Raw genomic sequence first — 22,951 nt, 5'->3', positions numbered from 1 at the left:
GTATTTTTTTATGACTTGTACTATACCAAACCTTGAGCAATCATGCTATCCGCAATTTGTTCAAAGGCTGCGATGTTAGCACCTGCAAGATAGTCTGTACCAAGGTCGTATTTTTCAGCAGTTTCTTTAGCTGTGTTGAAGATGTTTGCCATGATGTCTTTAAGACGGCCGTCTACTTCTTCACGAGTCCATGACAAGCGAAGGCTGTTTTGGCTCATTTCAAGGGCAGATACGGCTACACCACCAGCATTGGCTGCTTTAGCAAGGCCGTAAAGAATGCCATTTTCTTTGTAAACTTTGATAGCATCAAGGTCAGATGGCATGTTAGCACCTTCAGCCACACAGTAAACGCCATTTTTCACAAGGGCAGCAGCTTGCTCGCCGTTGATTTCGTTTTGAGTCGCACATGGAAGGGCAATGTCAGCCTTACCATCGTAGTTCCATACAGAACCTTCGAAGTACTTAGCAGTTGCTTTTTCTGCAGCGTATTCTGTCAAACGAGCGCGGCGTTTTTCTTTGATGTCCACCAAGAGGTCAAAGTCGATACCAGTTTCGTCAATGATGTAACCATTTGAGTCTGAAACAGAGATGACTTTTGCACCGAGTTCAGTCGCTTTTTGAACAGCATATTGGGCAACGTTACCAGAACCTGAGATAAGGACTGTTTGGTCTTTGAAGGATTTACCGTTTGCAGCCAACATGTTATCAGTGAAGTAAACCAAACCGTAACCAGTTGCTTCTGGGCGGATAAGAGAACCACCGAAGCCAAGAGGTTTACCAGTCAAGACGCCTGCATCAAACTGGCGGAGGCGTTTGTATTGACCGTACATGTAACCAATCTCACGACCACCGACACCGATGTCACCAGCAGGGACGTCAAGTGAAGGTCCGATGTGTTTTTGCAATTCAGTCATGAAGCTTTGGCAGAAGCGCATGATTTCAGCATCAGTTTTTCCTTTAGGATCAAAGTCTGAACCACCTTTACCACCGCCGATTGGAAGACCAGTCAAGACGTTTTTGAAGATTTGCTCAAAACCGAGGAATTTCAAGATGGATTGGTTTACAGTTGGGTGGAAGCGAAGACCACCTTTGTAAGGACCTACAGCTGAGTTGAACTGAACACGGTAGCCACGGTTGACTTGAACATTTCCATCTTTGTCTGTCCATGGAACACGGAAGCTGATGATACGCTCAGGCTCAACGATACGGGCCAAGATGTTTTCTTCGATGTATTCTGGGTGTGCTTCAAAAACAGGCTCAAGTGTAGAGAAGAGCTCTTCTACAGCTTGGAGGAATTCTGTTTCATGTGGGTTGCGGGCTTTGACTGCTTCAAAAGAAGCTTGGATGTAAGCTTTTGCGTTAGACATGTGGTCACCTGATTTCTTTTTAATTTATTAAATTGTCAGACAATTTAATGTATCTGCTGATTATTATAGCACTTCCGATTTTTCTTGTAAAGTAAAAAATGCAATATTCAGAAAATTGTTGGTAAGTTTGTCTGGGAAAAAGCGAACAATAACAGCAAATTACCTCATTTTTTATCCTGCTTATGGTATAATCATTCAAAAATAAGGAATAGGAGATTGTATGGTATCAACTGCGACACGATTGGGAGGCTTTGCCTTTGACAACTGTTTGATGAATGCGGCGGGTGTGTGGTGTATGACCACGGAGGAGTTGGAAGCTGTCAAGGATTCTGCAGCTGGGACCTTTGTGACCAAAACTGCAACCCTTGCCTATCGGGAAGGAAATCCCGAGCCTCGCTACTGCAATCTTCCTTTGGGCTCCATCAACTCAATGGGGCTGCCTAATCAAGGGCTGGACTATTATATGGACTACTTATTGGAGTTGCAAGGGTCAGAACCGGAGCGGACCTTTATCTTATCTCTAGTGGGGCTATCTCCTGACGAGACACATGAGATTTTGAAAAAGGTAGAAGCAAGCGATTTTAAGGGCTTGATTGAACTCAACCTCTCTTGTCCCAATGTTCCTGGAAAACCGCAGATTGCCTATGATTTTGAAGCAACGGAGACCATTTTACGGGAGGTTTTCAGTTATTTTACCAAGCCTTTGGGTATCAAATTGCCGCCTTATTTTGACATTGTTCATTTTGATCAAGCGGCAGCGATTTTTAACAAATTCCCCATTGTCTTTGTCAACTGTGTCAACTCAATCGGAAACGGTTTATATATTGAAGATGAGCAAGTGGTCATCAAACCCAAGGGAGGATTTGGTGGTCTAGGTGGTGAGTATATCAAGCCGACTGCCCTGGCAAATGTCCATGCTTTTTATCAACGTTTGAAACCTGAGATTCAGATAGTTGGAACAGGAGGCGTTTTGACAGGCCGGGATGCCTTTGAACATATCCTTTGCGGTGCCAGCATGGTCCAAATTGGAACGGCCTTGCAAAAGGAAGGACCAGCTATTTTTGAGCGGATCACAGCTGAATTGCAGGCCCTTATGGCGGAAAAAGGCTACGAGACCATTGAAGATTTTCGTGGAAAACTTCAAACAATAAGAGACTAGCGTGCAGTGGTGGAACTGGTTGATGAGTGTCAATCAGTTCTTTTTTGCTCTAGATTTTTGAGGAAAAATGCATTATACTAATATGTGAATAAGAAATGAAGAGGTGGAACATGGATAGACGTCGGAGCCGCAGAGGCAAGCATATGCGCAAGCAGAAGAAAATAGGGATTGCAGGTCCAATCATTTTGGTGGCGGGGCTAGCGCTTGGAGTTTTCTTGCTCAAAGATCACCTTCCTTGGCAAAAAAACCAACAAATTCAAGAAAGTCAGGCAACCAGACAGTCGACAGAAGCAGAGGCTAATCAGTCCGTTGAAACGGTCAAGACTGCCCGTATCATGGCACATGGGGACTTGCTTTACCATGATATTATTTATGCTAGTGCCTTGCAGGCTGATGGTAGCTATGATTTTTCGGAAAATTTTACCTATGTTCAACCTTGGTTGGAACAGGCTGATTTAGCCATTGGGGACTTTGAAGGGACCATCTCAGATGATTTTCCTCTAGCTGGCTATCCTCTTTTCAACGCGCCGTCTTCTGTTGCGACGGCCATGGGGCAGGCTGGTTATGATGTCATGGACTTGGCCCATAACCATATTTTGGATTCTCACTTGTCTGGTTTGCAGTCAACTGTCAACTATTTGGCAGCTGCGGGAATTGATTCGGTGGGAGTTTATCCAGATGGGAACCGGGCAGAGATGCCGATTTATATTCGGGAGGTTAATGGGATAAAAATCGCCATTTTGGCTTATGCCTATGGTTTTAATGGGATGGAAGCTGGACTAACTCAGGAAGAGTATGATGCCTATCTCTCGGACCTCAACCAAGAAAAAATGCAGGCGGAATTGGCAAAGGCAGAACAGGAAGCTGATTTTACCATTGTCATGCCTCAGATGGGTGTGGAATACCAGATCGAACCAAGTCAGGAACAAATTGATCTCTACCACCAAATGGTAGAATGGGGAGCAGATCTTGTCTTGGGTGGTCATCCGCATGTAATACAGCCTTCTGAAACCCTTGAAAAAGATGGGGAGAAGAAACTCATTATCTATTCTATGGGGAATTTTTTGTCCAACCAACGGATGGAAACCATGGAAGGCGTTCTCAACTACCAGTGGACAGAGAGAGGTGTCCTCATGGATTTAGAGATTGAAAAAGATCATTCCGGAACGCGAATCAAGACAGCACAGGCGCGACCGTCTTGGGTGAAGAGGGTGCCGCGTGAAGGGACTCCATATTATCTTTATCAAACCTTGATTCTGGAAGATTTTATCGCTGGGGGCACCTACCGAGACCAACTCTCGCCAGAAGATCAAGCACGGATAGACCAAGCCTATCAAGAAACCTTAGACCACGTTGGTTTGAATTGGTAAAAAGAAGTGGGGGGAAGAATGATGGATATTCGTTTGATTGCAACAGATATGGATGGTACTTTTTTAGACCAGGAAGGTGGCTTTGACAGGGATCGATTTGAACGCTTGCTGACGGTTTTGGAAAGCAGAGGTATCGGCTTTGTGATTGCTTCTGGAAATGGCATGGACCGTCTGCTCAGTCTCTGTCAGGGATTTGAGGACCGGCTTCTCTTTCTGTCAGACAATGGAGCGAGGCTGGTGCGAAAGGGCAAGACCTATTTCCGCCATCAGGTTCGTTCGGAGCAGGTGAGCCAGGTATTGGAGTATTTTTCAGGCCGATGGCACCAGGTCTGTCTCATGTTGGCAAATGACCAAACCATCTATATGCAGGCTGGTGGAGCTCTGCCATTTCACCAATCGGGAATTCCGATAAAAGAGGAAGAAATGCAGCAGTTTTTATCACGTATCCGTTTTTTGGATTCTCTTGCGGCCTATCCCAAAGAGGAGGTCATTTACAAGATGGGATTGTGGATCGAGCCGAGTCAGGTCGAGCAAGTTGTGTCAGCTTTTAACCAGGCCTTTGCGGGGAATTTAGTGGCGGTGACCAGCGGCTATGGTTCGATTGATATCCTTCCTTTTGGGATCCACAAGGCCTGGGGCTTGTCCCAAGTCATGGAGGAAAAAGGCCTGGCCCCAGATCAGGTGATGGCTTTTGGAGACTCGGACAATGACATCGAGATGTTGCAGCTGGTGACCTATTCCTATGCTATGGAGAATGGAACGGACAAGGTAAAAGCAAGTGCCCGTTACCTGGCACCCTCCAACAAGGACCAGGGAGTTTTGACCGTTCTTGAATCCTTCTTTTTAGCTCCGTCTAACAAGTCCAGTGAGGAAGGACAAGACTAGAAAGAATCTTATATAAAATATCAAAAGACCTAGTAAAGAGACTATCTCTAGCTTACTAGGTCTTTTTTTGATGGCTTAGTGGCTGTCAGGGGTCATCAATTGCCGGAATTGCCGCGGAGAAGTGTTGAAATACTTGCGGAAGGTCTTGGAATAATGCTGCACATCGTTGAACCCAACCTCTTGAGCAATAAAGGTCAAACTCTTTTTTGTCCTGCTCATAAGCTCAACTGACCGATTGAGCCTATAGAGGGTCAGGTAATGTTTAATGGTGGTCCCGGTTTCTGCCTTGAAGAGCTTGTTGAGGTAGTGGGGAGTAATATTGAGTTCCTTGGCGATTGTAGCCAGTAAGAGCGGGTTTGAAAAGTGGTGGTGGATGTACTCCAAGGTATTTTGGACATAGCGAGATCCCAGTTCAGGGCGACCTTCAGGTTCGCGCTTGATCCTGTACAAAATCTTGGTTAAAAAGACAGTGAATTCCAATTGCTGTAGGCTTGATTCGTAGAGGTCTGGAGGAAGCGGAAGACGGCTGGACTGGAGTAAGTAAGCAGCTTCTTCCTCCGTAGGTTGAAAGAGCAAGTGGCTATTGGTGTCCTTGAAAAGATCAATCATTTCAAAGGGATTTTGACGGTCTTGCCCCACTAAAAAGTGGGGAAAATGATAGAGGTCAAAGTGCAACTGGATAACGGTACAGGTGTCCTCTTTGGGAATGGTCAGCGAGTGAATGACAAAAGGGGCAAGGATGACACAGTCACCCGCCTGAAATTGATAGGTCTTGTTGGCAAGGTCCATCTGGCAAGAACCTTCTAAGATCAAATAGAGTTCAGAGAGCCGATGGGCATGGATGGGAAAATGGTAGCCTTTTGCAAAGGTTTTGTGGGACCGCTTGTAGAGAATCTGTTGGGAAAGATGAATAGAGTTTTCGACCATAAATACCTCTTTTTGACAAGTTTAAGCAATAAGATAGCGTTTTCTTACTATATTTTTGACTACTAGTTAATATAAAATAGAACTGAACAAGGATTTAAAGGGAGGAGCTGATTATGCCCCTAAAACAGGTAAAAAAATGGCAAATTCTAACCCTTATGGCGGGTCTGGTCTTGGTCATTTGTACTGGGATGATGGTTTTTCGACCAGCTAGCTACTCCCTGAAAATCGATGGGGTTGCAGTAGCTGAAGAAGAGTTTCAAACGGAGGTAACCAAGGCCCAGTATCAGGTCACCAAGTATTTTTTTGATCAGTACCAAGCTGAGGTTGATCACGGTTTTTGGGACAGGGATTTTCAAGGAGAAAATCCAAAGGTCCGCTTATTACAGGAAGTCCTGGACCAGCTAAGGCGGATTTACGCAGCCAGAAGTCTAGCTCTGGAAACAGGGATGATATCTAGTATCGATTATAGCGCATTTATAAATAGGTTTCAAGCCTCGAATCAAAATCGCCAAAAAGCGAGTTCAAATGGTGAAGCCGTTTATGGTCTTGCAACCTTTTCGCAAGAAGCTTTTTTGGAATATGAATTAGACAGTTTCGAGCAGGCCTATTTGGACCAGTTTGGCACAAGCAGTCTGGCAGTGAGTGATGCTGAGCAGTTAACCTATTACCAAAGTCAGGCAGAAGGCATCTTTGCCCGCTATGATGACTATGAGGTAGAGTATATCCGGATTTATTATGCGATGGAAGATTTGAATGACCAGGTCTTGGCACAACTGCGGGCTGATCTAGATAGTCTAGCCAGGCAGTCAGCTCATTCTCGCTTTGACATGGCAGGATTTCCAAGCCTAGTAGCCTATTATGGCTATGAAGAGATTGCTTCTGACCAGGTTTCAACCCTAGCAAAATTTATCGGTGATGTTCTCTATTATGCAGACCAGTTGGAAGCTGGTCAAACCAGTCCAGTCATCGATGAAAATGGCTGCCTTTACCTGATTCGCCTAATCAACCGAACAGATAATGGTCCTGTTCCATTTGAAGAAGTAAAAGAAGTTATCAAAAAACGCCTCCAAGAAGAGGCTTATCAACAACTCGTCAATCAAAAAAGTGACAGCATGGAATTGGACTATGAGGAAGACCAATTACTTGCCTATCTCGATTCTATCATCAACTAATAAAGGAGGAAATGGATGAAGAAAAAAGCACTTATCAGCTTAGCCACGGTGTCCTGTTTGACCCTGGCTAGTCTGGTTCAAGCCAACACCACCGACAGTCCAGCTACAAGCTCTACGGGTCGAACCTACTATGTCAGCAGCCTACGGGGAAATGATGCAAACAATGGCTTAAGCGAGTCTAGCCCCTTTCAGACCCTAGACAAGATTAACCAATTAACCCTTGGACCAGGAGATGTAGTCAAGCTAGAAAATGGCTCCGTTTTTAATAACCAGTACCTGCATCTGAATGGATCAGGAAGTGAGGGTGCACCGATTATCATTACCAACTATGGTGATGGCAGTGCCAACCTTCCGACTATCAATACCAACGGTCATGGTCAATGGTATCAAGACTACGGTAAACAGTTGGACAATGCTCGTCACAAATACCAAGGAACAGTCTCCTCAGCCATTCTTTTGAAAGATGTGGAGTACATTGAAGTCAGCAACCTTGCCATTACCAATGCTGCGGCAGAAGAAGGCAAGGCCTACAATGCCATCGATGCCATGAACCGAACAGGTGTGGCAGTAGTTTCCCAGAACAAGGGGACCTTGGACCATATCTATCTAGAAGGCTTGCGCATTTCCAATGTCAAAGGAAATGTCTATGACAAGCACATGAACAACGGAGGTATCTATTTCACCACCTTTAAACCGACCAATGAGGCAGAAACAGGAATTTCTCGCTACAATGATGTGCGCGTGGCTAATAACCATGTGACAGATGTCAACCGTTGGGGGATTGCACTAGCCTATACTGCCTACTGGGACCAATTCACCACAACAGCCTTACCAGATAGTGTGATGGAACGCTACGGGGCAACCAATGTGGTCATTGAAAATAACTACCTCCGTGACATTGGTGGAGATGCGATTACGACCATGTATGCCCACCGTCCTCTAGTACAAAATAACGTAGCCATTGAAACAGCTAATCAGATTAACCCTTCGGATTATTCAGCGACAGATTTTGGGAGGGTAGCGGCTGCCATCTGGCCTTGGAAGTGTAAGGATGCCATCTTCCAATACAACGAAGTCTATGACACCAATTACAGCCAGGATGCTCAAGCCTGGGATGCAGACTATGGCGACGGCACCGTTTATCAGTACAATTACAGCCATAATAACGAAGGTGGTGCCATCATGTTCTGCTATACGCAGGCTTACCGCAATACCTTCCGCTATAACATCTCCAACAAAGATTTGGCAGGAGTGATTAGTGCTGCTCATAACCCAGATGCCGAGGTTTACAACAATACCTTTATTGTTGCTGAAAACGTGGATGTTCTTCGTGGGGCACCTCATACAGGCGGCACGATGAATGTGGAAAACAACATTTTCTACTATACTGGGACCAGTCCAAAAAATGAAAACTGGACCAAGGGCAATGCGCGTGCGACCTACAACAATAACCTTTATTATAACTATGCCAATGTTCCAACCGATGACGCTAATGCCATCCAGGCAGATCCAAAATTTGCAGGAGACATTTCCAGCGCACCGATCAGTGCTACGACAGGAACCAGCATCCATGACCGCTCTGCCTTTGCCATGTTTAAACTGGCTGAGGACTCACCAGCTATCGATGCAGGAGTCTTACAAGGAGGCCATCCAAACCAAGATTTCTTTGGCGAAGTAGTTGACTCAAAACCAGACCTTGGTGCAGCAGAAAGTCCATATACAGCCGAAGAGCTTTCAGTCGCTTCAGCTGTCTATACCGTCACAGAAACCAGTATCTCAGAAGTACCAAAACGGACAAAAGTTTCGGACTTTAAGGCAAATCTGCGTGCTAGCCGAGGTGCCAGCCTAGAAGTCCTGGGTAGAGATGGTAAGGTTAAGGCGGATGGGGACAGCCTACAAGCTGGTGACCGGGTGAAACTGACAAGAGGTGCCCTGGAAAAAGAATACCAGATTGAATTTGGCAAGACCTTTGAAGAATACGATCCATCTAGTATGTCAGCAGAAGTCGGCAGTTTCCAACCCAATAACCAGCGCGAAGGTGATGGTTCCCTAGCCTTGGACAATCAGCTGTCCACCATTTGGCACAGTAAATGGGCAGGAGACAGCCGAGATAACCTTTGGATCAGTCTAGATCTGAGTCAAGTTAAAGATGTTTCCATGTTCAAGTATGTACCACGTCCACAGGTCGGCAATGGGGTCATCACAGCATACGAAATTTCGGTCAGCCAAGACAAGCAGGAATGGCTGACTGTCGCAAGTGGCGATTGGGAACCAACTACAGCTACTAAGATTGTTGAATTTGCACCAGTAAAAGCCCGCTATGTCAAACTGAAGGCTATCAGTAGCATCAGCCGTGAAGCTGGTAAGAATTTTGCAGCTGCAGCAGAAGTGCGAGTTGGCTATGAAATTTTGGATGAGGGCGAAGTGCATCTCGATGGTCAAAATACTATTCTTTCCAGCATCTATCAGATGGATGGAGGCACCCTGTATGTTCCAAGTACAGCTACTCATCCGACCGATGAGGCCCAATTATTAGCAGGTTTAGGGCTTCCTGAAAAAGCAACTGCCAAGGTGGTTGATGCCGAAGGAAATCCTGTTACAAGCGCCCTTGAAACAGGTCACAAACTACGAATCACAGCAGAAAATGGCCAGGTCAAAGACTACCAGATTGAAGTGAAAAACACCTACAATTGGGCACTAGACTATGTGCACAATAAGCAAGGAAATGTTTGGTTTGCCCAACGAAAAGAAGGCGACGCCTACCACAATTTGACAGACTATGATGCAACTTGGCCGAACTGGAAGGGTGGCAATTATGGCACGGTCGGAATTGATGGTTCAGGTCATTCGGCAGCCATTACCGATGCGACGCATGGTCTCCTAGCAGATTCTCTAGAACCAGGTGGTTCAAGCCAAGGTTATGCCATGACCTATCGCGCTCCGAAAGATGGTTACCTTCAGATTAGCCTGAAGGATGGAGAGCCTTATCTCCGTCAAGCAGGCAACCAAAATGGCTCTGTCAAATTGTCTCTAACCCATAATGGAACAAGTTTAGACAGCGTTACCTTGACAACCAGCCTGGAAGCCCAACCAATTGCCAGTCGTGTTATTGCGGTGCAAAAAGGGGATTTTGTCCGATTTGAAGCATTGAATATCGAACGTCCAAGCAAGTTCTCTATCCATGTAACACCGATTTTGACCTATACCGATCAAGCACCTACTGTTGCGGTAACAAGTGTCGATCGTGCTGGTTTGCAGGAAGAATTGGACCGAGAAACAAGTGTCAAAGAGTCAGTCGCCTACCAATTGGCTTCTCAAGAGAAGAAAGCAGCCTATGACCAAGCGCTGGAAGCTGGTAAAACGGTAGCAACGGATACTGCAGTCCAGCAAGAGGCGATTAACCAGGCAGTAGCAGACTTGCAAGATGCAAGAGAAAAACTGGATGGTCAGGCGATTGAGGCAGCTGCCGCAGCTCTCCTATCTCTCCTAGAAGAAGAGGAGCAAGTCAAGGCTTCTCCAACTTATCAGGGAGCAACAGTAGAAACCAAAACAGCCTATGATCAGGCTATCTTGGCAGCCCAAACTGGCCTGGAAGCAGAAGAGCGAACAGTTGCCAGTCTAGAAGCCTTGAAAACAGCATTAGAAACAGCCAAGACAGGTTTAGTTGCAGCAGATCATCCTTCTGAATCAGAAGAGCCGGGCAGTTCAGAGGAACCAAATAGCTCAGCTGTACCAGAAGAACCAAGTAGTCCAGATGATTCAAATGGAGCAAACGAGCAAGCAGAGCCTACTACAAACACAGTCGATCGCACCGCTTTGGAAACCCAATTGGCTAAAGAAGAGTCCACCAAGGCAAGTCCAGCCTATCAAGCTGCAGACCAAGAAAAACGGACAGCCTATGATCAGGCGCTCCAAGCGGGTCGCCAACTCCTGACCGGACAAGTCGGTCAAGAAGCTATCGATCAGGCAAGCCGAGACCTTGAATTGGCAGCTCAAGCCTTAAATGGTCAGGCAATCTTGGACCTCTTGAGTCGCTTGCAAGAAAAAGTGACTGCCAGCCAGACAGTCAAGGCAAGTCCGCTCTACCTAGCAGCTGATAGTGGAAAACAAGCTGCTTATGACCAAGCTCTAGCTCAAGCACAAGCCAAACTCAGTCAACCAGGTCTTCAAGCAGACTTAGAAGCGGCCTTCACCAACCTATTGAATAGTCAAGCTGCCCTTGATGGCAAAGAGACAGAGTCGACAGAAGATACGACTCCGGAACAAGCAGAGCTGCAAACAGAAGCCTTGAGACAGGCACTCAGCCTTGCACCAGATGTTCAAAAAAGCGATGCCTATCTCTTTGCTGGACCAGTTCGCAAGGACCAATACAACCAGATTATTCTAGCAGCTCAAACCCTTTTGGAAACGGGGGCAGGCAGTCAGACCGAAGTAGATCAATTGCTTGAAACCTTGACGACCTACCAAACTCAATTAAATGGTTTGGACCTGAAAGACCATCTTCTTGCTCTCAAATTGGAGCTAGATGAAGAGGAAGCCGTCAAGGCAAGCCTGCGCTACACAGCTAGTCAGGCAGACAAACGCGCTGCCTATGACAAGGCACTGCAAGCAGCAAAAGAAGGCTTGGCGCAAGCGGATTATAGCAAGGAGACCCTTGCTAGTCTAGAAGCAGCAGTGACCAAGTCCAGGAAAGCCCTTGATGGAAAAGAAACTGGCTCAGTCACTCCACCAACAGAGACAAAACCAGGAACATCAACTGGAAACTCTTCTGGAACAGATACTGGTCATCCATCTGGAGGCAGTTCAGGAAGCTTGACTCCAACTCTTCCAACTCCAATCTATGAGCTCAAGGACCCAGATAGTGGTGTCATCATTACAGCAGATCAGGACTTGGGCAACTACAAACTGGTAGTCAAACAAGTAGAGAAAAAGATTGCAGACTTGGAGGGTCGTCAGCTGATTGTACTCGACATTCAACTTCTAGATGCAGCAGGTCAAGCAGTGGCATATAAGGGACTCTTGCAGGTGCAAGTACCCGCTGCCAAGGCAGATAGCGTTGAGAAGGTTTATTATCTATCACCAGATGGTAAACTGACTGAGATGAAGATTGTCAAGAAGGATAAGGAAAGCTTGACCTTTGAAACAGACCATCTATCAGACTTTGTCTTAGTTTACCCAGAAGAGATCGCAAACACTGCCAGTGGCAAATCAGGATTAAAGGCAAAAATCCTTCCAGCTACAGGCGCAATTATTGGAATCACTTTACCTCTGGCAGGACTAGGTATCCTCGCCGGCACCCTTCTGAATAAGAAGAGAGATTAGGTTTATACCCTATTAAAAAAAGAAAGTCCTAGGACTTTCTTTTTTTAATTTCCAACACTCGTAAACTTGGTCATACCATAGCGGAAGAGCTTGTAGTTAATCGTAAAGATGATGGCAACAACGAGCGGAAGAGCTAGGCCCCACATGGAGAGGTCCAGGAAGTAGAGGGCTGGGAAGTAGGCGGTAAAGGCGTAGGGAAAGACAAAAATCAGCAGGAATTGAATGACTTTTGGATAGATATTGAGAGGATATTGAGCCATTTGGTTGAGGGCAAAAATCCCCATGGTGAGCGGAAAAGACTCTACAATCCAAAAGGCCAGAGCCGTCGGTCCTAGCTGAATCGCCGCATAGAGCAGGCCGATACAAATAGCGATAAAAATCAGCAGGAGAAGTTTCCAGACAGACCATTCCAAGCCCAAAATCTGCGAAGATTGCCACAGAGCCACGCCGCCAATCACCGTTGTGCCGATGCCTTGAGGCTGGATTCGCTCGCAAACCAGCTGAAAGAGCGGATTGACCGGCAGCAGAAGCAGACGTTCAAACTCTCCCTGCCGAATGTAGCGGCTACCAAACATCCACAGATTATCAAAGAAAATCAAGTGCACCGATCGCCCCACCGTTGCCATGCCATAGATAAAGAGCATCTGCCCGTAGCTAAAGCCGGCAATCTCTTTGATATTGCTAAAGAGGACATTGAGGAAAATCAGATAGACCACCTGTTCTACCAAAGAAGATACCAAACCGATGAAAAAGTCCACCCGAAAGGACATTTGGGCCATCATGAAGACCTTGACATTGTACAAATACAAACCGATATACTTTTTCATCCTAGCCTCCAAAAATGACAATTTTTCGTTTGGCTTGGGACCATAGAGCCGCGATAAAGCCAGCAAGTACAGGCAACCAGAGCAACTGCAAGCCTAGCAAGGACAGGTCTGTTTCCCTACCCAAGAGAATGGAAATAGGCACATTGATCGCATAGTTATAGGGCATGAAGCTCAGGACCTTTTCAACTTTTTCAGGGTAAAAGCTGAGCGGTAAGAGAGCTCCGGATGACAGGTTGAAGAGCCCCATTCGTAGCAGCATGACTCCCCAGGCATTGACCGTAAAGAAGGTCGCAAAACCAAAGGCCAAGTCCAAGAGCTGCACGATAAACATGCCCAAGACAGCAGACAGGAGAAAGACCAGTATAGTCTTTCCATCTGGAAGGTAAAAGTCACTCTGCACCAAGAGGATGATGAGGAAGACCACCAAAAACTTGAAGAGTTCAATCAACTTCGTCCCCAGGTCCTTGAAGAAGAGGGAGAGGATAAAAGAGTAGGGCCGTAAAAATTCCCCCGCAATCTGCCCTTTCAAAATAGCGTATGACAGGTCCTCTCCGATAGAAAAGGTATTGAGACTGGCCAAGAGGCTGGCGAAGATGATATAGGTGGTAAAGGTCTGGAGGTTGTAACCATTGACCTCGGGCTGTGTGAAGAAAATGGTCTTCCAGACAAAGAGCGACACCAAAATCCGTGCTAAAACAGACACGAAGGTAGCCAGAAAAAAGGCCTTGTATTGTAGGGCTGTCATCATGGTCAGCCGCGTCATGTAGAGGTACTTACGCATGGATGCCCTCCTCGTAAATCTGACGGACAATGGACTCGATTTCCAGCTCTTTCATGGTCACATCATCAACCTCAATCTGCTCGAAGACCATAGTAATGACCTGGGCACTGGTCCATTGACTAGCCTGATAGTGAATATCGAAATGGTAATCGTCCTTGCGGTCAAATTCCAAGCCGGCTGCCTCAATATCTGTCGTCAACGGGTGTTCGGTAGAAAAGCTAATGGTTTTGATTTGAGAAAACCGCTCTTTGAGCTGGCTGAGTGAGCCGTCATAGACTTTTTTCCCCTTATCGATGATGAAAATCCGTTCGCAGAGGGTTTCGATGTCTTTCATATCGTGGGAGGTAATCAAGAAGGTCGTACCATGCTCTTCATTCATGTAGCGGATAAAGGCCCGAATGGTCTCCTTGACACTGGCATCCAGGCCAATTGTTGGCTCATCCAGAAAGACCACGGAAGGCTGGTGGAGGAAAATCGCCGCAAATTCACAGCGGACCCGTTGCCCAAGAGATAGATTACGAATGGATTGCTTCATAATATCTGCCAAATCCAGCAGGTCAATCAAGCGGGCCAAGCGTTCCTGGAAGACCGCCTCAGGCACATCATAAATCTTGGCATGGAGAATAAAGGACTCCTGCACAGGCAGGTTCCAGTCTAGATGTGATTTCTGCCCAAACAGAACACCGATTTGCTTGTTGACCGCTTTGCGATTGTCCTTGGGAACAAGACCGTTAATGGTGACCGTCCCCTCGTCAGCGTGCAGCACCCCTGTCAGCATCTTAATGGTCGTCGATTTGCCAGAGCCGTTGGAGCCGATGTAGCCAACAATCTCCCCCTGTTGAATGGATAGCGAGATGTCCTGGACCGCCTGAATGGCCTTTTTCTTGGGCTTGAAGAAGGCCTTGATCGAGCCCTTGAGCCCAACCTCCTTGTCCACGACGTAGTAGGTTTTGGATAAATGCTGCGCTTCTATCATATCTATCTCCTTTAAGAAAACGTTTGCACAAATCATTATATCACTCTGTTAAGTGAGTGACAAGCCCAATCCTTGACAATCTAGCTCATCAAGGAAGTAATTTGAGTAGGATTTGGGTCATCTCCTCAGGACTTTCAGATTTTCCTTTGGCAATCCAAGATTGGACCAAACCGAAAAAGGCATGGGAAAAGTAAATGCTACGGTATTCTTTTTCGTTGGCTGCCCATTCTTCTTTATTCATGCTTAGGGAGAGGTCCCTGCTGACTAGGAGACGGACCTTATTGATCAAGAACTGTTGAATTTCTTGAGTGCCATGTGGGCTTAGCAGGGCAGCCAATAATTCTTCCCTATCTAGAAATTGGAAAATCTCCAAAAACGAAGCTTCTGGGTCTCCCTTATAATTGTCAAAAATCACCTCTAGCTGATAAAAAAGGGTCTGTTGGTAGGATTCGATTAACTCGAATTTATCCCTGTAGTGGGTATAAAAGCTAGACCGACTGACACCAGCGGTTTTTGCTAGGTGACTGGTCGTGATATCATTGAAATTTTGGTCCTGTAAGCAGGTGACCATCGCACGTAATATGGAATCCTTTGTTCGCTCCCTGCGAGTATCCATGAAATTGATTTCTCCTTTTGTACATTTTTAGACACTGTGTCTAAAAAACGATTCTTTTGCTTGCTTTTAAAAAGCAGACTCGTATAATGTATTTTATCAGTTTTTGGACAGTATGTCTAAAGGGAGTTGTATATGTTGCAAAAAGTAAAGAATATGTTAAAAAAACCAATGACCTTGCTAACGATTTTGGGGATAGCTTGTGTACCAGCCCTCTACAATATTAGTTTTTTGACTTCTATGTGGGACCCTTACGGTCGTTTGGATCAATTGCCTGTTGCAGTTGTCAATCAAGACCAGTCTGCACAATTTCAGGATAAGACCCTTACGATTGGTGAGGATATGGTGGATTCGATGAAGGAGAGTCAGAGTTTAGACTTTCACTTTGTATCGGAGACAGAAGCAGATCAAGGCTTGAATGACGGAGATTATTATATGGTCATCACCTTACCGGAAGACCTCTCTCAAAAAGCAGCCAGCCTCTTGACCGAGCAACCGCAGGCTCTCACCATTTCCTACCAAACTTCCAAAGGCCATAGTTTTGTCGCCTCAAAAATGAGTGACTCAGCCATGGAAAAATTGGAATCATCCATCTCTGAAACCATTACAGAAACCTATACCAGTGCTGTTTTTGATAGCATGGGGCAGCTGCAAACAGGCCTCGGTCAAGCAGCAGAAGGCAGTCAGGTCCTATCTAGTGGTGCCAACCAACTCGAAACAGGAAGTCAAACTCTGGCGACAGGACTGGATACCTTGGCGACATCTAGTCAAGCCTTGGCATCTGGTACCGAGCAAGTGGCGACAGGAATCGTAAGCTATACAGACGGGGTTGGCCAGGCTAGCACAGGCAGCCAAACCTTGCTTACGGGGATTACCACTTATACAAATGGCCTTGTGACCCTATCTAGCGGAGCCAATCAGTTGGCTGGTCAATCTTCCGTCTTGCTAGCAGGAGTGGGGCGTTTGCAGTCTGGGACAGAGCAAATTGTCCAATTACAAGCAGGAGCTAGTCAACTCGAAGCTGGCCTTTCCCAACTCGCCACTGCGACCAGCCTGTCTGAGCAAGAAAATGCCCAAATCCAGTCCCTGATAACAGGCCTACCACAGTTACAAGCGGCCATTCAACAACTAAACGCTAGTCTGACAGGCTTAGGAACGGTTTCTGTGGATACCAGTCAATTGACCAATCTGCTGACCAGTATGGCCAGTCAGGCCCAGGCTCTTCTAACAGCCTCTCAGACAGACAAAACAGCCAGCCTACAAGCTGTTCAAGCTACTGCCGCCTACCAATCAATGACTGCCACGCAACAGACAGAGATTGATGCGGCCTTGACCAATAGCCCTTCGACCACTGCAAGCTATGCCCAGGCTATTCTCAGTCAAATTAATCAGCTCAGTCAATCCTTGACTAGCCTACAAAATCTAACTGGTCTCAGCAGTCAAGTGAGTCAACTCCAAACAGCTGTCAGTCAGATTAACGCAGCAGCAGAACAAGCCCTACCTGGAGCAACAAGTGCCTTGACCACCCTCACAAGTGGCATGAGCCAAGTCAATACAGCGCTTAACCAACAAATCTTACCAGGCAGTCAAGCCCTGTCAAACGGTGTGACAACCTTGCAAACCCAATTGAGCAGTGGTGCAAGTCAGCTACAAGCAGGCGTCGTTGCTTATACGACCGCAGTTGATCAACTAGCTGCAGGTAGCAACCAGCTGGCAACCAATAGCCCAAGCCTCGTCACTGGGACCAACAGTTTATCCAGTGGCTTGACCACTCTAGCCGCCAACTCAGGACAGCTGGTCAGTGGGACGCAACAGTTAGCATCAGGTAGTCAACAACTGGTAGCAGGTGCCGATCAGCTCGCCACAGGAGGACAAACCTTGGCAACAGGCCTAACCAGCCTTCGAACAGGCAGTGAAACCCTAGCCAGCTCACTCTCTCAGGCTAGTCAGCAGTTATCCGTGGTAGCTGTCGATGAAGATAATGCACAGGCAGTGGCGAATCCAGTCACCCTAGAACATACAGACCAAGACAGCGTTGCGACCAACGGTGTCGGCATGGCTCCTTACATGGTATCGGTAGCGCTTATGGTGGCTGCCCTATCTGCCAATGTCATCTTTGCAAAACACTTGGACAACCGTCCCTACAAAAACCGTTGGGATTGGGCCAAGGGCAAACTCTTGCTCAATGGAACTATTGCCAGTCTAGCAGCCATCATTCTTTATGGAGTCCTTCTTCTCATCGGAATTAGTCCAAATCATTGGGTAGAGACCTTAGGCTTGATTCTCCTAGCATCATGGACCTTCATGGCCTTGGTGACTGCCTTAGTCGGTTGGAACAGTCGCTTTGGCTCCTTTGCCAGCCTGATTTTTCTCCTCTTGCAATTAGGGTCTAGTGCAGGAACCTACCCGATTGAGCTCAGCCCACGCTTCTTCCAAGTGGTGCAACCTTATCTCCCGATGACCTATTCCGTCTCAGGTCTCCGCCAAACCATTTCCATGGTGGGTGATAGCGGGCATCAAGCCCTTCTACTCAGCCTCTTTTTACTGGGCTTTATGGGACTTGGTCTCATGATGTATCGACCGACAGAGGACTAGTTTCTTTTGGACAATAGCAGAGCAGGTTTCCTGTTCTGTTATTTTTTGCTTTTATTTCTGTGCATCATTTACAATGCCAACAAAAAGGTGTACAATAAAAGCAATCAATTCTAAGGAGGTTGAGATGTTAGAAGTTCGTCACTTGTGCAAAAGTTACGGAAGCAAGGAAGTCTTGAAAGACATTTCCTTCACCATTCCGTCTGGAACCATTTGTGGTCTGGTAGGGAAAAATGGTGCAGGGAAAACCACCTTCTTCCATTCCTTACTAGGATTTGTCAGCTACGAGGGAGAGATTGTCCTCGACCAGCAGGCTGTTACGCCAGATTTGTTCCAAAGAATCGGCTACTTACCAGAAGAACGCAGTTTGATGCCCAAGCTGACTGTTTTTGAACAGGTACGGTATTTGGCGAGTTTGAAGGGTTTGTCCAAGAAAGAAGTTGCTGAAAAACTACCGATTTGGATGGAAAAATTGGAAGTCAAAGGCAAAGTAACAGACAAGATAAAAAGCCTATCCAAAGGAAACCAGCAAAAAGTCCAGTTGATTGTGACCCTGATCCATGAGCCAAGCCTGATTATTTTAGACGAGCCGTTTTCAGGGCTGGATCCTGTCAATACTGCCCTCCTAAAGCGGGTAATTTTGGAGGAAAAGGAGCGCGGGGCAACCATCATCTTCTCAGACCATGTCATGACCAACGTGGAAGAATTGTGTGACCAACTCCTGATGATCCAAGATGGGCAGCTGGTCTTGAATGGAGGCATTCAGGATATTCGTCGGCAGTTTGGACGGACACGCCTCTTTGTTTCCTCGGATATTCCGAGAGAGCAGCTAGAAGACCTGCCCCATGTCCTCTCTATTCAAATGACCAATCACGATAAATGGCGTCTTGTCCTAGACGATGAAGCTTCAGGTCCAGAGCTCTTCCAGTTGATCAGCGGTGGTCGCTATCTGGCAACCTTTGACCAGCAGGCGCCAACTATTGATGAAATCTTTAAAATCAAATCGGGGGTGGCCGAATGAAATCCTTTATCCTAGTCGCAAAAGAGACCTACCTACGGCAGGTCAAATCCTGGTCCTTTGTTTTTATGGTCCTATCCCCCTTCCTCTTTCTCGGTTTATCTTTGGGAACAGGCTATCTAACAAGCTCTAGCATGGATGCTGGGTCGGAAAAAATTGGTCTCGTAAGTGAGGACTTTATGACCCAAATGGCCTTTGGGACCCTTGATTTGGATATGGTTCTTGTGACGGAAGAAGAAGCCAAGCAGCAGTTTTCAGAAGAAGAATTGGCAGGCTATATCAAGGTCGCAGTAGTGGACCAGCAATACCAGGCGACCTATCATGGAAAAGAAGTCCCTTCTCAATCCGTTCAGCAAACTTTCCAGTCCATTCTAGAGAGCTTGCAACAGCAGCTCAATGAAGCCAATGCTCAATTGACACCAAGTCAGCTTGAAGTTCTAACCATCCAGCCTTCCTATGTGGAGGAAGTTGGTGACCAAGAGGGGCTGGAAAAAATTGGGCAGATGATTACCTTCTTCGGCTTGATTTTCCTCATGTACATCATGACTATTGTCTATGCTTCTACAACTGCCCAGGAAGTAGCCAGTGAAAAGGGAACGAAAATTATGGAAGTGATTTTCTCTAGTGTTCCAGCCTGGACCTATTTCTACGGTCGCATCTTTGGTATCTTCCTCGTCATTGCGACCCATTTGGGTGTCTATCTTGTAGGTGGCATCTTGGCCTATCACCTAGCAGGACAATTGGAATTGACCAAGGAAATCTTGGAGTCAAACCAGGTCTTGGTGCAAGCTGTTTTAGACAACTTGGACTGGACCATGATTCTCTTTGCTATTTTTGGTCTGCTCCTGGGAGTGACCTTGGCATCCTTGTGTGGCTCTCTTGTGGTGAGGCCAGAAGATGTCAACAAGGCTGTTCAACCTGTTATTTATCCTATTATCATCGGATTTTTAGGGGCCATGACCTTTGGTCAACAAGCACAAGAACATATCGTGGTGAAAATCGGATCCTTTATCCCATTTTTATCCTCCTTCTTTATGCCGATTCGCCAGATAAATGGCTGGGCGAGTAGCTGGGAGACCTGGCTATCCTTCTTCATTCTCGCAGCGACCACGATTGGTGCAATTGTCTTTATTGGCAAATCCTATGCAGGTTTGATTTTACAGACCGATGATATCGGCTTTTGGAGAAGTTTGAAAAAAGGCTTAATGAGCAAGTAAGTCTGCCTACCAGATCTGACTGAGTAAAAACATAGACAACGCGAAAACACGCATAAAATCAGATGCTTGTCGGCTTGATTTTATGCATTTTCTTTTTTTCTGGGAATAGGTTTCTAAATGCTATTGCAAGTTGACTCGGGTGAAAAAGTGAGGAAGATGGCGACGTATTTTACGATTGTTTTGAGATTTACCGAACTGTTGATATAATAAATAAAAAAGATGAAGGGAGTAAGAACAATGCACAATCCTGTCCGTTTTGCACTGAGGAAATTATCAGTAGGTCTAGTTTCGGTTGCCTTTCTTTTTGCAATGGCTACGACTTGTTCAGTTGGTGTCAGTGCTGATACGGAAACTACCTTAGGTAGTTCTACTAATGAAATATCTACACTTTCCGATATTGGAGATAGCGAGGGGCTAGCGTTAGCAGAGGAGAGATCTAGTCAAGCAGAGTCTGTGACTAACCCCTCTCAATTAGACCAACCACAATCAGATGAAAACCAGACTGAAGTATCAACCCCAAGGCTTAATGGCGAGAGCTCTGCTACAAATCAGGAAACTAGCTTGCCTAGTAGGGAGTCTCGAAGTGGTGGAGAGCCAGCTTATGCAGGGGAAAATCTTGTAGTGCCTGTCTCTCAACCGACCAGCCACTATGTCACAGAAAGTGGGGAGACCCGTGAAATAATTTGGGCGCAAGGGGTAACGCCACCAAGTATGGGAGAGGCTGGTGATTTTGAGAAGGAAGTAACGGGTGAGTTTGTTGAGTATTCGATGCCATTTGAAGCTGGAAAGGGTTACTACGATGCCAACAAGAGTTTGGATGCTTCCATAGAAGACTTGAACCTGTGCTTTGCAGCAGTTTCTTCCAATATGCTGCATTGGTGGTTGGAACAAAATAAGGATTATGTGGAACGATTCATTAGTGAGAAATATGGAGCTGATCTAGGGCAGCAGGACTATTCTTTGACAGATGTGCGACGCTACACAGATTCTTTTGAAGACCAGCAAAACAGTCGGATTTTTAATCTTTTCAAGGCTTACTACGGTCGTCGCTTGAATGGGTTTGTATCGGATGCACTGGTGGATCTTTTCATCAATGGCTATCCACCCAAACATCAAGGAGGGGTCAACTTAGAAAATCCTGATTTGGTACCGGATAAACGTGGTGGTTTTTTCCATGATGTTTTTAAGGAGAAATTATTGACTGACCGAATGTTTAGTGGCGACTATCACTATTTTGGAAATTTGGTCCGCAATACCTTGGAAAATCAGGGATTATTGGGACTGGCCTATCGAACATTTGGGACGACAACCCACATTGTGACGGTCTGGGGGGCTGAGTATGATGAGCAGGGATTGATTCGAGCGGTTTATATTACAGATTCGGATGATCAGCACCAGCCGATTGGCTTGAAACGGATGGGAATCACGCGTGATTCTTCTGGCAATCCTCGTTTAAATAACAATGTTGTGAAAAACTCTGTTGGTTCTCATCTGGATTATGTTCATACCATCAAACTCGGTCAAACCTACTGGGAAGAATATTTCAATCCCATTGAAGCAGCAAGGCAGTTGGCGAGACAGCAATTGGCGACAGAGAAAGAAGCAGTCCTTCTAGCGATAATGAGTCAGGAAGAATTTTCGGAAAAAGAAAAAAATGACTTTAGAACCTTGCTAGAGGCTAGGTATGATGAGGCCTTGGCAGCAGTTAATGAGGTCGTTGCTTCGGCTGAATTGACGACTGTTTTGGAGTCGGAAATGAAACAACTAGCCATTCCTATGCATAAGCTAGGAGAAGCTGTCCACCATTCTCTGTCTCAAGGTCATCTTTCGGTCCACGGTTCCTCCGTCACGCATGAATTGCCAGCGGGTCATCTTTCGGTCCACGGCTCCTCCGTCACGCATGAATTACCTGCAGGTCATCTTTCGGTGCATGGTTCCTCCGTTACGCATGAATTACCAGCGGGTCACCTTTCGGTCCACGGTTCCTCCGTCACGCATGAATTACCAGCGGGTCATCTTTCGGTCCACGGTTCCTCCGTCACGCATGAATTGCCAGCGGGTCATCTTTCGGTCCACGGCTCCTCCGTCACGCATGAATTACCAGCGGGTCATCTTTCAGGTCATCTTTCAGTTCATGGTTCTTCCGTTATGCATGAGTTGCCAACGGGTCATCTTTCAGTCCACGGTTCCTCCGTCACGCATGAATTGCCAGCGGGTCACCTTTCAGTCCATGGTTCCTCCGTCACGCATGAATTGCCAGCGGGTCACCTTTCAGTCCACGGTTCCTCCGTTACGTATGAATTGCCAGCGGGCAAACCTCCTATTCGTTTCGAGGAAGAAGTGGATGGCGGACCAGCCGTAAGGGAAGATTTTAGTAGAGAAAGTGAGGCTTCTAATCAGTTTGTTGGGAAGATGACAAGCAGCTCAAGATTAAACAAGAGCGATGGTGCAAATTTACAGTCAAATTCATCAAGCTGCGCTGCTATGCTTCCAGACTCCTTTAACAGGGATTGGGATAAAAATCAGGTTAACTATTTGCCAAGGACTCGTGCAATTCCTCAAGAGCAAAATCAAAAGAATCATCAGGTAGTCGCTAAAGGAAGGGGAGTTCCTCTCCTCTATCAGGCGGTCTGTTCGCTAGTCAGTCTGGTTGCTTTAGGTTATTGGCTACTTCCTCGCAAGTCCAAAGAAGAAAAGTAATAGAAAGAGATTGCATGGATTCATA

At 46.3% G+C, this 22,951-nt stretch carries 15 protein-coding genes; 9 read left to right on the top strand and 6 right to left on the bottom strand.

Annotation, left to right across the window (positions count from 1 at the left end):
* Positions 1 to 20: 20 nt before the first annotated feature.
* Positions 21 to 1,367, bottom strand: a complete 1,347-nt coding sequence (gene gdhA, locus JNG37_RS03295) for an NADP-specific glutamate dehydrogenase (protein WP_158455939.1) — start codon at positions 1,365 to 1,367, stop codon at positions 21 to 23.
* A gap of 220 nt (positions 1,368 to 1,587) precedes the next feature.
* Here gdhA and JNG37_RS03290 point away from each other — a divergent pair, with 220 nt between their 5' ends.
* The 3 genes from JNG37_RS03290 to JNG37_RS03280 all read left to right on the top strand — a co-directional run bounded on the left by JNG37_RS03290 (position 1,588) and on the right by JNG37_RS03280 (position 4,781).
* Positions 1,588 to 2,526 (top strand): dihydroorotate oxidase, encoded by a 939-nt coding sequence (locus JNG37_RS03290; RefSeq protein WP_158455936.1) that lies wholly within the window; start codon positions 1,588 to 1,590, stop codon positions 2,524 to 2,526.
* Between the two features lie 143 nt (positions 2,527 to 2,669).
* Positions 2,670 to 3,896, top strand: a complete 1,227-nt coding sequence (locus JNG37_RS03285; protein WP_238336245.1) for a CapA family protein — start codon at positions 2,670 to 2,672, stop codon at positions 3,894 to 3,896.
* 21 nt (positions 3,897 to 3,917) lie between these two features.
* Positions 3,918 to 4,781 carry a Cof-type HAD-IIB family hydrolase gene (locus tag JNG37_RS03280; protein WP_158456094.1) on the top strand — a complete coding sequence of 288 codons (864 nt, stop codon included), beginning with the start codon at positions 3,918 to 3,920 and terminating at the stop codon, positions 4,779 to 4,781.
* Positions 4,782 to 4,856: 75 nt separating this feature from the next.
* On the opposite strand, the gene JNG37_RS03275 is transcribed toward JNG37_RS03280, so the two are convergent.
* The gene (locus JNG37_RS03275; RefSeq protein ID WP_158455931.1) at positions 4,857 to 5,708 is read right to left on the bottom strand and encodes an AraC family transcriptional regulator; all 852 of its coding nucleotides are present in this window, start codon (positions 5,706 to 5,708) and stop codon (positions 4,857 to 4,859) included.
* A gap of 113 nt (positions 5,709 to 5,821) precedes the next feature.
* Between JNG37_RS03275 and JNG37_RS03270 the strand changes: the two genes are divergently transcribed.
* Entirely contained in the window at positions 5,822 to 6,880 is a 1,059-nt protein-coding gene (locus tag JNG37_RS03270; RefSeq protein ID WP_158455929.1) for a peptidyl-prolyl cis-trans isomerase, read from the top strand.
* Between the two features lie 15 nt (positions 6,881 to 6,895).
* Positions 6,896 to 12,202 (top strand): discoidin domain-containing protein, encoded by a 5,307-nt coding sequence (locus JNG37_RS03265; RefSeq protein WP_158455926.1) that lies wholly within the window; start codon positions 6,896 to 6,898, stop codon positions 12,200 to 12,202.
* 44 nt (positions 12,203 to 12,246) lie between these two features.
* On the opposite strand, the gene JNG37_RS03260 is transcribed toward JNG37_RS03265, so the two are convergent.
* The 4 genes from JNG37_RS03260 to JNG37_RS03245 form a co-directional block, all read right to left on the bottom strand.
* Positions 12,247 to 13,029, bottom strand: a complete 783-nt coding sequence (locus JNG37_RS03260) for an ABC transporter permease (RefSeq protein WP_158455923.1) — start codon at positions 13,027 to 13,029, stop codon at positions 12,247 to 12,249.
* Position 13,030: 1 nt separating this feature from the next.
* The gene (locus tag JNG37_RS03255) at positions 13,031 to 13,810 is read right to left on the bottom strand and encodes an ABC transporter permease (RefSeq protein WP_158455920.1); all 780 of its coding nucleotides are present in this window, start codon (positions 13,808 to 13,810) and stop codon (positions 13,031 to 13,033) included.
* Entirely contained in the window at positions 13,803 to 14,786 is a 984-nt protein-coding gene (locus JNG37_RS03250) for an ABC transporter ATP-binding protein (RefSeq protein ID WP_158455917.1), read from the bottom strand. The genes JNG37_RS03255 and JNG37_RS03250 overlap by 8 nt, the downstream gene beginning before the upstream one ends.
* An 88-nt stretch (positions 14,787 to 14,874) precedes the next feature.
* Positions 14,875 to 15,402 carry a TetR/AcrR family transcriptional regulator gene (locus JNG37_RS03245; RefSeq protein WP_158455914.1) on the bottom strand — a complete coding sequence of 176 codons (528 nt, stop codon included), beginning with the start codon at positions 15,400 to 15,402 and terminating at the stop codon, positions 14,875 to 14,877.
* Positions 15,403 to 15,534: 132 nt separating this feature from the next.
* Here JNG37_RS03245 and JNG37_RS03240 point away from each other — a divergent pair, with 132 nt between their 5' ends.
* The 4 genes from JNG37_RS03240 (at position 15,535) to JNG37_RS03225 (ending at position 22,926) form a co-directional block, all read left to right on the top strand.
* Positions 15,535 to 17,994: a YhgE/Pip domain-containing protein gene (locus JNG37_RS03240; protein WP_158455911.1), complete on the top strand. Its 2,460-nt coding sequence runs from the start codon at positions 15,535 to 15,537 to the stop codon at positions 17,992 to 17,994.
* A gap of 124 nt (positions 17,995 to 18,118) precedes the next feature.
* Positions 18,119 to 19,012, top strand: coding sequence for an ABC transporter ATP-binding protein (locus JNG37_RS03235; protein ID WP_158455908.1), 894 nt, complete (start codon positions 18,119 to 18,121; stop codon positions 19,010 to 19,012).
* Positions 19,009 to 20,226 (top strand): ABC transporter permease, encoded by a 1,218-nt coding sequence (locus tag JNG37_RS03230; protein WP_158455905.1) that lies wholly within the window; start codon positions 19,009 to 19,011, stop codon positions 20,224 to 20,226. Before JNG37_RS03235 ends, JNG37_RS03230 begins: the two co-directional genes overlap by 4 nt.
* A 219-nt stretch (positions 20,227 to 20,445) precedes the next feature.
* A complete protein-coding gene (locus JNG37_RS03225) occupies positions 20,446 to 22,926 on the top strand; it encodes an IdeS/Mac family cysteine endopeptidase (protein WP_202848236.1) in 2,481 nt (826 codons plus the stop codon).
* Positions 22,927 to 22,951 lie beyond the last annotated feature (25 nt).

This window comes from Streptococcus suis (assembly GCF_016775005.1).
GTDB lineage: Bacteria > Bacillota > Bacilli > Lactobacillales > Streptococcaceae > Streptococcus > Streptococcus suivaginalis.
This window is presented reverse-complemented; position numbering and strand designations above follow the sequence as displayed.